Raw genomic sequence first — 13862 nt, forward strand, 5'->3', positions numbered from 1 at the left:
AACAGGCTCACAGAACGTGGGCCTTTTTTTAGCAGCATTGTTAGGTCTACAGGAATACTCTATGCTTTTGATTCACTTCACCCATACCTATAGATACTGAATCATCCATGCCTGACCCACATGCAAACGCACCAGAGGCCTCTCAAAAAACAGCACCTATCAAACGTATTGGGTTGCTAGTTTTTCCCGATTTTTCGATGCTAGCACTGGCGTGTGCCAGCGACCCTCTGCGCGCAGCGAATCGCCTTAGCAATCAGCGCCTGTACGAATGGCATGTGCTCTCACCCAGTGGAGATCAAGTCAGTTCTAGTAGCGGTTTCTCTGTGCAAACAATAGCGTTAGAACAAGCACCACCTTTAGATCGTTTATTCGTTGTTGCCAGCCTAAACATAGAAAATGTACGCGAGCCGCATGTACTCAGTTTCCTACGACAACAAGCCATACAAGGCACCACCTTAGGAGCACTAAGTAATGGGGCTTTTGTATTAGCCCGCGCAGGTTTACTCGCAGGCTATAAGTGCACCGTACATTGGGAGTCTTTACGCCAATTCGCGGAAGAGTTTCCTACTCTACAAGCCTGTAGAGAGCTCTATGTAAAGGATGGTAATCGCTGGACCTGTGCCGGCGGTACTGCCGCTATGGACATGATGCTTGCCCAAATCGCCAGTGACAATGGTGCTCCGCTTGCCGCGAACGTTGCAGAACAATTTTTGCACAGCCGTATTCGCGGACCAGAAGAACAACAGCGTATGGCTGTGCAATGGCGCTATGGCATCCACGATGCCAGACTGGTTGCCGCTATTGCGTATATGGAGCAGAACCTTGAGCACCTAGTCTCTATAGAGTTTATTGCTGAGCACTGCAATGTTTCCATACGCCAACTCGAACGCTTATGGCTACAGCATTTTGAGCAGACTCCGCAACGCTTCTACTTAAATATACGACTGCATGAAGCTAGACGGCTGCTTAAAGAGAGTACAGAATCTATTGCCTCGATTGCACTACGCTGCGGCTTTGTATCGGCTTCCCACTTTGGGAATGCCTACAGAAAAATGACCGGCTACAGCCCTAGTGAAGAACGCCGGCTCAGTACCGCACCGACACAAGACACAGGTACAACCACATTGCGTTAGCACCTTTTACTTACATATAACCTTCGCAGCCTTCTCGTATTGTTGTGGTTGTTGCACGCCACGGTGCAAACACCATCACACTCAATGCCGCCAAGGCTAATACGCTGAGTGCTCCGTAGGTCATCACCCAACCAAAGCCATAAATCAGCGCGGCATGCACGGCATCCAGAGGCGCTGATATGTGTGCCAGCAACTCAGCATTTTGCTCTACAGCTGTCACATCACCCGCCGCTATTTTTTCGGCCAAGAAGCGTGTTTCGTCACTATCTACCACATACAGAGTCTCTACCAGATACGCTCTAATGCCCTCTACCAACACCAATCCCATCACAGCAATATTGAATGCCAAGGAAATCATTCGGCCACTAGTGTCAGCACCTGAAGCCATGCCAGCTCGGTCGGCAGATACTGCCGCCGTGATCGTATTGGTAGCCGTAGTATTCGTTAAACCCAGCCCTATTCCCGCAAGCACACAACCTGGCAATATCCACCATCCTGGCTGGGCAGAGATACTGCCTATTTTCATCAATACAAAGCCCAAGCCTATAGTAGACAAACCCAAAGGAATCACCACGCCAGGCTGGTACTTCAATGACAGTCGCTCTGCCACAGGGGGTATAAATAAGGTGGGTAAGGTATAGGCTAATAACGCCATACCCGTCTGTACGCTGTCGTAACCTAATCCCACATGGAAATAAATAGGCAGGTAAATGATAAACGGCCAGAAACTAAAGTTTTGACCCATAGAGCCCAATAGCGCTCCTGAGAATTTGCGTATTCTGAACACCGAAAACTCAATCATCGGCCTAGTAGCTAGACGTTCTGCGACGATAAAACCAATCACACTGATGGCAGATAGCGTAATGATCCCTAGAGCCGCAGCACTACCAAATCCTAAGACTGGACCTTGTGTAACGAACAGCACCAAGCAAAATACCGCGACGGATAAGGTCACAATACCGGCTATATCTAAACGTGTGGCGTTTGGATCTACCGACTCTTCTACACCCACAATGCTTAGTACCAACGTTAGAACGGCCAAAGCCCCATGAATTAAAAACACCCACTCCCAACTCGCTAAGGCCAAAATTGCACCACCCACGATGGGACCAAAACCTAGCCCAGCACCAAATATAATGCCCCACCACGCAAAAGCCTTGCCGCGCTCTACGCCATCGCGAAATTGACTGGATAAAATCGCGATTTGGCAGATCAACATCATGGCTCCGCTTAATCCCTGCAAGAAACGCGCCACAATAAGCACCTCTGCACTTTCAGTCAGACCACAGATCAGCGAGGTAATGCCAAAGGCTATGATGCCAATCACAAAGACGCGTTTACGCCCATAACGATCCGCTAACGTGCCCACCGCCATCAAAATAGTCGTCATCGCAATGGTGTAGGCTGCCATCACCCACTGCAATTGCCTAAAGCTCGCCCCCATCACCTGCTCTATGGTGGACAAAATAGGCGGCACGCTGGAGATTTCCAAACCCAGCATCAATGCGGATAAACACACCGCAATCAGGGCAAATTTGCGCTGCTGTAAAGGTGAAAGTGACATCAATAAACCTTTGAGAAAAACGATAATGCAGACACGCATTGTGGCGTGCCATCACAGGCTACCGATCTTAGTCATCCCACAACCATTCATCAATGCTATGCTTGAACATATCAGTAACAACAAAATTGAATAGATATGAGTAAGCCAACGCTGGATGTGGACTCTGTACAGGCTTTTATTGCTATTGCGGATTTCCAAAGTTTTACCCGCGCTGCGGAAGCGCTAGGCAGCACACAAGGCGCAATCAGCGTGAAGTTAAAACGTCTAGAGGATAGGCTGGGCTACAAACTGCTGGAACGCACGCCACGCCAAGTACGTCTTTCGGCATCAGGTGCGCTGTTTCTGCAACCTGCCCGTGATTTCATTGTGGCGCACGATCGTGCGGTACAAGCGTTATCGTGCGAGTGCAGGCGCTTTAGGCTAGGTATAGCCGAACATGTGGCTGGCCCTGAAATCCCCACTCTACTGGCTCGACTCAATGCACGCGACCCTGCCTTAACCATCGAAGTACGTATAGAAAACTCGCGCTCATTACTGGATGCCTTTGATAACGGCGAGCTGGATGCCGTGATTGTTCGACAAGAAGATGATCGTCGAGATGGTGAAGACTTAGGGCCAGAACACTTTGGTTGGTTTGCGGCTCCTACCTTTCATCAACCGCCAGGCACACCATTACGCCTAGCTGCACTAGCACCGTGCTGTGGTGTACGTGATATTGCCACCCGTGCCTTAGAAACAGCCGAACTAAATTGGAGCGAAGTGTTTGTAGGTGGTGGCCATGCCGCGGTCATGGCAGCGGTATCTGCTGGGTTAGCCATTGCAGCGTTTTCGTGTCGCTTAGCTCCCGCCGACACCATCGAGGTGAGTCAACGTATGGGCTTACCCCCCCTACCCTCATCACGCATTATGTTGCATTCAACGCTGACCGACACCCGATCGCGTGAGGCCTTACGCACCTTAGCTGCTGCTTACAGAGAGCATCGAGCACCGGCATAATCCCCAAAAAACCTATTAACTTACGTCCAACAAAAAGGCCACCTCTGCTGAGGTGGCCTACTGCTATATTCTCTACACAACCATTAGAACGTAATGTTTGTGGACAACCAGAGGCGTCGGCCAGGCTCAACCATCCTATATTGGTTGGCGTAGGAGTTACCTTCTCGCTGGTAATCTACGGTGTTGGTATCAAACACGTTATAAACCGCCATGTTTAAGGCTACATTTTTATTTACTCTGTATGTACCACCTACATGAGCCAACGTTAATGATCGGTAATAGCGGTTGCTACCGTTCTCTCCCTGATTATCACGATAACGCTTCCCTCTGTATTCCAAACGTGTCCACAAGCTTAAGGCGTCATCTGGATACCATGTCAGCTTAGCGTTGAACATGTTTTTGGGTGTTGAGGTCAGTGGTTTACCATCGTCAGCATGGCCTGGGTATTTAATCCTGCTATAGGTATATGTGTAGTTAGCAGAGATATCCAGGTTATCGGTAATCAAATATTTAGCCTGTAGCTCTACCCCGCGAGTGACGGCCTTGGAAAGGTTGGTACGTCTACTGAAGGTAGCTTGCTCCACGCCGTTATCATCCGTCCAACTACCTATGTCCACACACTCCTCATTCATTGGCCTGTCAGCACCTGTATAGCGGCAATTCCATACTCTTTCTGACTCCAACTTATCTTTGAAATCAGTATTAAAGACGGTAGCCCCAACAGAGAAGTTGCTTAGGTTGTCATAGATAAACCCAATCTCAGATGACGTACTAGTTTCGGGTTTCATGTCAGGATTACCACCAATAATTGGCCGTGTTCCCTGCCCCCCAACGTTCTGTATACCTGGCGCTAATTCATTAACTTTTGGCGCTTTAAAGCCTCGGCTAATACCACCTTTGATGGTCCAGTTTGGTGTTGTGTTCCACACCACATACGCACGAGGGCTAAAGTGGCCACCATACCAATTATGGTGATCGTACCTAGCACCTAGTGTCAGGCTAAGATCATCTGTTAAGGACCACTCGTCCTCTGCAAAGATCCCCCACTGCTTGTGCTCCATAGGGCTGCCCACCAAAGTGTCCGTCATTTTGGCAGACCACCATTGCCCACCCAACGTAAACATATGGTTATCCGTGCCTAATGGAGTGACCAATTTAGTGTCAAACACGATATTACGGATTTTCAAGTCACGTGGGTCATTAGGCCCTGTGCCTGGCGGTCGGTGTTGAGGTGGCAACACCTCTGGAATCAGCCTACCAATTGTCTCGGTAGTGTTATGCATGATGCTGCTATCCCACGTACCAAAGCTGTAGCGGCCTGTGTGCGCTAGCGTGTAAGAGTCGCGATGAAAGCGTAGTGCATCACTTGAATACCCCCCATTCCAGCGCCCCATCGCACCACAACGTCCTAGGTTAGTGGTATTGGGTGCGCACCAAGAGTTGTCGTACTTTTGTCTGGACCACGTACCTTCCAGCACAATGTCATGATCCTTAGTAGGCGTCAGCGCAAATCGTAAACCGGTATCGTAACGATGGTTAGGAACTTTATTACCGCTAAAAGTAGGTGTGACCTCTTTGCCATCGTCATTGGTATAGGTGACATTGTTTTCTTGATTGTTGACATAAGCACCACGCACAGACATGCCTAGTAACCCCTGCTTCAACGGCCCATCAATATAAAAATCCCCAGAGGTGTTATTACCAAACTCAGAATCAAAGTTGATGGTGGTACCAAGGTTCACTGCCCCACGCCACTCATCTGAAATTTTGCGGGTAATGATATTAACTACACCGCCCATTGCATCCGCACCATACAGTGTGGACATGGGCCCCCTAATCACTTCTATACGTTCAATTGCAGAAATAGGTGGCAAGAAGTTGTTTTCGGTACGCTCGAAACTATTGGGCTGTACATTACCTACACTGTTCTGCCTACGCCCATCAATCAGAATCAACGTGTAGTCTGCAGGCATCCCTCGCATTTGTATTTGTAGACTACCCGATTTATCTGTGCCATCAGTAACATCAATCCCCTCTACATCTCGCAAGGCCTCAGCAATGGAATGAACAGGACGTTCTTCTAAATCTTCCCTGGTGATCACAGAAATAGAGGCAGGTGCATTCTTAATCTTCTGCTCAAAGCCTGACGCCGTCACAACAACTCTATTAAGCTGTGTAGCCATATTGTTTGACTGTGCCACCACAGCATTTGCTGCGAAAGCACCCGCCATCAATACAACTAGCCGTTTTGGTTCTACCATAAACTTCATTTCAACTTCTCCTAAATCCCATCATTCACCATCCAACTGACGGTAACTCTCTCTCCCCAAAAAGGAACTAAACAATAACAGTTATCATTATCACTATCAATCTCGATTGTGTAAGCCCTAGACATATCTAGATTGGAAGTTGTGAACCTTAGTTACAAAAGCGCAGCACTGCCTATGACCTCTTTGCACTCAACCATAAAAAAAGCCCCAAAAAGGGGCTTTTTTGTTTGCTACGTGACGACTTAAAACTCTATGCCTAGGTTAGCGCGTACACCATGGTCATTGCCATCGCTACCCAACTGACCTTGGTATGACACACCCAGCGTTACCGACCGACTGAGTTTCAAGCCCAAACCAGCTTCCAATACCGCACTGTCGCGAGACAGAGGTACACCATACACTGTGAAGGCATTACCAGCCGAGAAGCGATGTGTGGATTCTGGAGTCACACCACCAAGGGTATGGCGCCACCCAAGAGAAGCATTGGCCATCACAGTGGTTGCACCCACATCCATTTCAGTACTGAAGCGTGAACCCAATGTCATGTAACTGATATTGGTATTGTCGCTCTTCACTTTCAGTGCTGCATCGCCACCACGCTCGTTAAAGCTACTGCTATGCAGATTCACGTAAGCCAAGTTAGCAAACGGTTCCAATTGCACAGAACCCGCATCAATGTTGTAGCCCACATCAGCAAAGATCTGTGTAGTACGTGCTTTTGGCGAAGACTTCAGATCGTCAGAGAAACCGGGAATAGAAACTGAACGCGTTGCGCGCATGTCATGCCAAGTATGCGCTACCCCCATACGTACACCCAAGTTATCCCACTGACCACCACCGTATAAACCTACGTGGTAGTTATCGCTCTTATTCGTGCTGCTTACATCATTAGCATCGGCTTTGGTGTAGCTGTAACCCGCCAATGCGCCTACGCGGAATGCACCATCACCAAGCGGTGTGTCAGCACCGACCAAGAAACCGTATGTACGACGTTTAAGTTTGTGCGCATTGCCGTCGCTATCGGTATCCCCCCAGTTGCCGTAAGTCTGCATCCATGCAGCCGTACCTGTGGCGTTAGCCTGAGCGACTTTTTTGTCAGCCATCACCGCACTACCACTACTACCTGCACCACCAAAAGCGGAGCGCATACGATCTGTAGCGGCATCACGTACAAAGCGGCTATCGTCAATCAGTGCAGTTTTGGTAGAGGCGTAGATCTCGCCAGACAAGGCATCTAAGCTGCGCTCAATCAGTGCTGAATCGTTAGGTAATTTAGCGATGGCCGTGTACACACTATGTGTAGAGGTAGACCCCATGCTATCAATACCTCTGGCAGTAGCACGCTGGTTAGGTGTTCTACCACGCGAGTCAAAGGTATCACCATTACGTTTCAAAATCAGTTGTACTTCGCTATCGCTGTAGTTGTATTTCAGCTCTGGGTTCAAGAACGCAAAGTTAGATTTCACGCTATCAAAGGTACCGTTTACCGAACCATCTGCAGTCAGGATAGTGTAGGCCGCGTTCAACTGGTAATTACCTGTTTCGCCAATATGGGCAACCCCACCCGACAATGTCGCATTACCTGTGACGTGTACCAAGTCAGAGGCTGTACCCACTGGGTCAACTTCTACATCAAAACGTGAGCCAGACTGGAATACCAAGTCGCCATCTACCGTCAACTTGCCAATAGAGTTACCAGGTGACAGTACGCCACCTTTAGCAATGGTCACGGTTGCACCGTTACCGCTACCAATCGTGCCAGTACCAGCCAGCGTTGCGCCGTCAGCAATCAGGGCTTGTTTAGCACCTAGCTTGCCATTCACGGCCAACACACCGCTATCTACGTTTACTTGACCGTTAAAGGCAGAGCTGTCGCCAGTGACTTGCAACATGCCTGCGCCTTTTTTGCGTAGTTCACCTGTACCCGCCAATTGACCTGCATACGCTGCATCAGCCGCTTGGTTCAGCGCCAAGGTTGCGCCGGAAGCAATGTTTGCATTACCTGCAAAACGCTCTGCTGCTGTCGCCAACTGACCAGCCTCTACATTCCAATCCAACGCGGATTGGCCTGCGAGCGTCAACGTACCTTGCCCTTTTTTGACCATGCTCCCTTTCTGGTTGTTCAAGGCCAGAATGTCGTTAGCAAACGTAGCATCAGCGGTTTGATCCAACACAACCGTACCGGCGTTAGCAATATACCCAGACACGCTGCCTGCTTGCGCCACCAACGTACCTTCTTGCACCAGCGTGTTGCCATAGGCGTTGGCGGTGTTGCTCAACGCTAACGTACCTTGGCCTGTTTTCAGCAAATCGCCTTTACCCGTTACTGCACCGTCTACGCCCATCGTTGCACCAGCGGCTACCGCAACGCTACCGGTTTTGTTCAAGGTGAAATCGTGTGCAGTGTTCAGTGATGCTGTAGCAGCCAAGCTACCGCCTTCAAACACTACCGCACCACTGTTTGCACCCAAGTTAGCAGCACTGCTGATTTGAGTAATACCACCACCTAAGGTGGTGTCGCCAGCATAGCTATTTGTGCCTGCCAGTGTCAGAGTACCGGTGCCTACTTTAATCAGGCCACCAGCACCGCTGATGTCACCTTGCAGGCCCAGTTCTGTGCTTGCTGCCACATCTACAAAACCTGTTTTGTTCAGTGCAATTTCACGCCCTGAGTTGAAGGACGCTGTCGTTGCCAAACCACCGCCATCAAACACCATGTTAGGGGCTGTACCCAGTCTTGCATCGCTATCGATTTGCAGCGTACCGCCTGCAATCGTGGTGACACCGGCGTAGTTGTTCGCACCACTCAACACCAAGGTACCGGCACCGGCTTTAGTCAAACCACCCGCGCCATCGATGATGCCTTGCCAATCCACTTTGGTATCGGCAGCCACATTCACAGCGGCTGTTTGTTGCAAGTCCATATGGCGGCCGGAATTAAAGGAGGCTGTAGTCGCCAACCCACCGCCATTCATGACCAAATTACTGCTTGCTGCACCCAGGTTTTTATCGCTGGAAATAGAGAGCACGCCACCTTGCACTAAGGTATCGCCGGTGTAGCTGTTATTGCCACTTAACACCAACGTACCAGCACCTGCTTTGGTCAGTGTTTTACCATCCCAACCAGTCTGTGGGTTTGCGGTTTGGTCACTAAGATCAGTGCCTACCAAGAACTGCTCAGCCGCAGTTGCTAGTGTGAATGTACCGTGCGCGTTATTGTTATTCGCCAACCAGCTCAAGCCGTACTTAGCGAAGAACTGTTTGCTATCAGCAGACTTACGTGTACCCACGGTGAGGTAATCCACCACACCGGATGCACCACCTACGTTTACTGAGGCAAAGTCACCATTAATACCGTTAGTGGTATCAATCACTAGTACTTCTTGCTCACCCGCTTGAGACACGCCATTAAGCATAAAGTTAACGTCGGAACCCAACTGTACGCTCTTAGCCGTTAACACCGCACCGTTATCCATCGCACCCAGCGACAAACTCGTGTCATTGGCCATGTTCACGTCACCAGCTACAGTCAATGTCGCTGGGCCCATTACACCCAATGCACTGTTTGCACCGCTAACATTCAAATCACCTTGCAAACTATTGGCGGCGTTAGTGGTGCCATTACCGTATTCCAATGCACCGCCTGTTACTTCAGCGCTAGAACCTGCGGTACCCAACACCACCAATTTGCCTTCAGACACTTTGGTATGGCCGGTAAAGCCTGTGTTTTGTGCACTCAGTGTCAGCTCACCTGCACCAGTTTTCTCTAGACTACCAGTACCCGAGATTGCACCCGTAAAGGTAGCATTCGTAGCTTGAGCGAACTCTACTGCGCCATCGTTTTTCAGATTACCCTTAATAGCTGCAGCCTCACCTTTCAGCAAACCTGCTTGTACTTCTGTGTTGCCATAGGCATTGCCACTGTTCTGCAAGTGCAGCGTGCCAGCACCTTTTTTCACCAAATCACCTGCGCCACTAACCTTGCCAGACACAGCCAATTCGGTGCCGCCTGCTACGTCAACACCACTAGTCTTGCTGACTTGTAGATCGCGTGCATTCGTAAACGACGCTGTCGTTGCCAAGGTACCACCGCTTAAGGTGATGGCATCGGTGCCTGTACCCAAGTTAGCTGCACTCGCTACCTGTAACGTACCCTCAGCAATATCATGAGAGATCGCGCCATTGGTACCATCTAGCGCTAGCGTACCTGCACCTTTTTTCAGCAAGGTTGTACCCGAGCCTTTGACATCACCTTTCCAGTCCACAGACATCGCTGCAGCTACCGATACGGTGGCGTCTTCTTGCAGATCTAGCTCACGCTGCGTTGCAAAACTGCCTGTAGTAGAAAGCGTTGTGCCTTGGCCTGCGATCTGTACTGCGCCGTTGGCATCACCCAGATTTTCATCTTTAGCGATTTCCAGCTCACCGCCTTCTAGTACGGTGTCGCCAGCGTAGGTATTTGTACCGCCTAGTACCAATTTACCGGTACCAGCTTTGGTCAAACCACCTGCCCCTTCTATAGTGCCGTTCAACCCCAAGGTTTTATTTGCGGCCACATCCACAGCACCCGTTTGCTGTAAATCTACCTTGCGAGCAGAAGTGAAGGAATCCGTAACCGCTAAGCCACCACCGTTCAAGACAAGGTTGCTAGCTGTTGCACCCAAATTATCATCGCGGGAAACAGAGACCGTACCGCCTTCTACAATGGTGTTACCGGTGTAGCTGTTTGCACCGCTGAGTGTCAGCGTTCCAGCGCCTTTTTTGGTTAACGTCTTACCGTCCCAACCTGTGGCGGCGTTCGCGGCTTCATCTGTGAGGTTCTCGGTCACGTTGAATGTATTTGCCAGCGTGAACGTACCATGTGCATTGACATTCTTAGCCAACCAGCTCAAACCATATTTAGCTAAATATTGTTTGGCATCTATAGACTTACGTGTACCGACAGTCAGGTAGTCCTCCGCGCGTGAACCATCTACAGTTACGGATGCGAAGTCACCCAAAATGCCATCGGTGGTGTCAATAATGACGACCTCTTGGTTCATGGCCAACGAAGAAAGGCCGCTGAGGTTCAAACTAACATCACCGCCCATGAGTATTTCATTGGCCGTCAACGCTACGCCATTACCACCCAAGCTAATGTCCAGCTTGGTATCATCCGCAAACATTGCAGTACCATTTACTTTGAGCTTTGCAGGTCCATAAATAGCCAGCGTACTACCTGCATCATTCACGCTCAGTTGGCTAGCCACCGTACTGAGTCCGCCTTGCGTACCATCGCCATACTGCAAGGTAGAACCAGCATAAACCTGCGCCTCATCTGCGGTGGCTTCCAGTACAACCAACTTACCGCTTAACACATCCATAACGCCCGAGAAGCCATTGTTCTGTGCGCCCAGAGTCAACTCGCCTGTCCCTGACTTAGTCAGTCGGCCGTTACCCGATATCACCCCATTAAAGGTAGCATTAGAAACTTGAGCAAACTCTACCGTTGCGTTAGCTACGGTTTTTACGTTCCCTTTGATAGTTTCTGCCGTACCTTTCACCCCACCTGCACGTACATCAGTATTTGCATACGCATTCGCTGCATTTTGCAGTTCTAGTACGCCAGCACCCGTTTTGACTAAGTCCCCTGTACCACTGACTTGACCGGATAGGGCCAAAGTGTCAGTACGGGTGGTGACTTCGATAGCACTACCTTGGCTAACACTAATATCTCTAGCGGTAGCAAAGGATGCTGACGCCGCCAATGTACCGCCACTGAGTGTGATGGCATCGGTACCTGTGCCTAGGTTGGCATCACTACTAATTTGTAGCCTACCTTCAGCGATGTTGTGAGAGATTGCACCGTTATTGGTGCCACTTAGCACCAAGGTACCTGCACCGGTTTTATTCAGTGTGGTACCTGTACTTTTTAGATCGCCTTCCCAATCAACCGTCGTACCACTAGCCACCGACAAGGTAGCATCTTGCTGTAAATCTACTTCACGACGACTTGTGAAGTTAGCTGTAGTCGCCAAGGTGGTGCTCTGCCCCTTCAGTCGTAGCACACTGTTGGCATCACCCAGATTACTATCGCTAGAAATCTGCAGCACACCGCCTTCTACAATGGTGTCGCCGGTATAGCTGTTATTGCCACTTAAAGTCAGCGTGCCCTCGCCTTTCTTGGTTAGAGTCTTGCCATCCCAACCCGTAGCAGCATTTGCTTTCTCATCTTTAAGATCCTCATCCGCATCAAAGCTTGCCCCCGCATTAAGTGTGAACACACCGTTCGCTAGGTTGTTATTAGCGGTCCAGCTTAGGCCTTTCTTGGCCACATATTGTTTGCCATCTACTGACTTGCGTGTATTTAACGCCAAATAGTCTTCTGCTTGAGGCTGATAGCCGTGCACGATGACTGATGCAAAATCATTCTGAATACCTGATGTTGTATTGAATAACACCAAATCAGTACCCAACTGCTGCACGTTGGTAATACCACTGATGTCTAACACGGTACCTGCACCAATAGTAAAGCCATCCGCCTGCACCACTGTAGCTGCACTAGGCACCACATCCATTTCTAATTTAGCACCATCACTGATCGCTACCTGACCAGCAACGTCAAGCCCTGCCGTTCCTTTGATCAATAACGCACTATTAGCGCCGCTTACGGTCAATGAGCTTAGGTTGCTCGTTGCCCCAACACCTGCAGCACCGTATTGCAACGTACCGCTAATGACCTCAGCCGCACCGCCCAATTTATTCTGAACAACTAACGTACCGCCAGAAACTGTGGTTTTGCCTTTAAAGCCAGAGCTGTCCTCGGTCAAGGTGGTGTGACCTGCAATCTGATTGATCTGCTGATCGTTCCCTAGAACTGAACTATTTATCGCTGCGGCTAAAGTGTAATTGGCGTCAGTATGGTTAAAGTTCAGTTGCCCTTTCATCACACCAAAGTCGATGCTAGCAACATCTAAAGTACCAGCCGCTTTGGCATCTGCCGCATTATGTGACGCACCGCCCACATAAATGGCAGCTGCATAATCAGGGCTAGTCTGAGCGGGATTCATACTGATGCTACTGGCTTTTACTAAGCCCCCCTCTTGCACCACTAACACAGAGCCTAGACTTGGAACAGTCTCACCATCCATAAGAATGGTATCCGTTGCCGTCAATGACGAGCCAGCACCTGTCACTACCACTCTGGCTTCTGCACCGATACCTGCTCTAACCCTAACCGTTTTAGCGGTAACCGCCCCTCCGTTTTCTATCTGTACCTCACCAACCTCACCTGGATTAGGGCCCATGATAGTTAATGTATTACTCACATCAACTTTAGAGCCTGCCCCATTTACCAAGAGTCGGCCCCCCACACCACTCTCATTGATCAGGATATTGACGGCCTTAATAGCGCCGCCATTTCTTACCTCTAACGCCCCTTTGGAAAAATTCCTACCCACACTGATAGCGGTGCTTACATTTAAGAGAGATCCATCACCGTCAACCACGATGGTGCCACTGGCCCCTGTGTTATTTCCCACGCTAACTGATGACTTGCCTGTGATATTTACTTCAGCCCCGTCTTTAATTTCCAAACGTCCTGTTGACTGCGCGGTAGTACCTATATTCAATGCTGTCGGAATATCCCATGGACCAGTAGCAGGAGGTATAAGGTTGACATCCCCCGTCGCCGTAATAGTCCCTTGCGCTAAGGCATTCACACTGATAAATGCAGCCGCCGCCGCGACCAGAGTTGCTTTACGCCCTCCCGATTTTTTCCGTGCTTTACAGCTCTCGCTGGCTACTTGCCACAGCCCCAGCTTGGCATTAAAAACGACTCGATAAATACGGTTCATAGGTGCGCTCTCTGATAAGAAACTCGACGGTTTTTGATGCCTCGAATTATAAGAAGCAGCCTGT

The 13862-nt window shown here is 49.7% G+C and carries 5 protein-coding genes; 2 read left to right on the forward strand and 3 right to left on the reverse strand.

Annotated features, from left to right (window positions below):
* The first annotated feature begins 107 nt into the window (after positions 1-107).
* Positions 108-1133 (forward strand): GlxA family transcriptional regulator, encoded by a 1026-nt coding sequence (locus ACLO87_RS14950; protein WP_430224128.1) that lies wholly within the window; start codon positions 108-110, stop codon positions 1131-1133.
* A 10-nt stretch (positions 1134-1143) separates the two neighbouring features.
* Here ACLO87_RS14950 and ACLO87_RS14955 read toward each other — a convergent pair whose 3' ends face one another.
* Positions 1144-2697 (reverse strand): MFS transporter, encoded by a 1554-nt coding sequence (locus tag ACLO87_RS14955; RefSeq protein WP_430224129.1) that lies wholly within the window; start codon positions 2695-2697, stop codon positions 1144-1146.
* A 135-nt stretch (positions 2698-2832) separates the two neighbouring features.
* Between ACLO87_RS14955 and ACLO87_RS14960 the strand changes: the two genes are divergently transcribed.
* Complete coding sequence (locus ACLO87_RS14960) at positions 2833-3693, forward strand: LysR family transcriptional regulator (protein WP_430224130.1); 861 nt, start codon at positions 2833-2835, stop codon at positions 3691-3693.
* Positions 3694-3776: 83 nt separating this feature from the next.
* Here the strand turns inward: ACLO87_RS14960 and ACLO87_RS14965 are convergent, their stop codons facing one another.
* Together ACLO87_RS14965 and ACLO87_RS14970 are read right to left on the reverse strand one after the other, a co-directional pair.
* Entirely contained in the window at positions 3777-5963 is a 2187-nt protein-coding gene (locus ACLO87_RS14965; protein WP_430224131.1) for a TonB-dependent receptor domain-containing protein, read from the reverse strand.
* Between the two features lie 242 nt (positions 5964-6205).
* Positions 6206-13798: an autotransporter-associated beta strand repeat-containing protein gene (locus ACLO87_RS14970; protein ID WP_430224132.1), complete on the reverse strand. Its 7593-nt coding sequence runs from the start codon at positions 13796-13798 to the stop codon at positions 6206-6208.
* Positions 13799-13862: the final 64 nt, after the last annotated feature.

The sequence above is a fragment of the Paenalcaligenes sp. Me52 genome (assembly GCF_050487965.1).
In the GTDB taxonomy this organism is placed as follows: Bacteria; Pseudomonadota; Gammaproteobacteria; order Burkholderiales; family Burkholderiaceae_B; genus Paenalcaligenes.

Excerpts from the sequence above, each read along its gene's own strand:
- ACLO87_RS14950 (WP_430224128.1), top strand. The coding sequence starts at position 108 with ATGCCTGACCCACATGCAAACGCACCAGAGGCCTCTCAAAAAACAGCA.
- ACLO87_RS14955 (WP_430224129.1), bottom strand. The coding sequence starts at position 2,697 with ATGTCACTTTCACCTTTACAGCAGCGCAAATTTGCCCTGATTGCGGTG.
- ACLO87_RS14960 (WP_430224130.1), top strand. The coding sequence starts at position 2,833 with ATGAGTAAGCCAACGCTGGATGTGGACTCTGTACAGGCTTTTATTGCT.
- ACLO87_RS14965 (WP_430224131.1), bottom strand. The coding sequence starts at position 5,963 with ATGAAGTTTATGGTAGAACCAAAACGGCTAGTTGTATTGATGGCGGGT.
- ACLO87_RS14970 (WP_430224132.1), bottom strand. The coding sequence starts at position 13,798 with ATGAACCGTATTTATCGAGTCGTTTTTAATGCCAAGCTGGGGCTGTGG.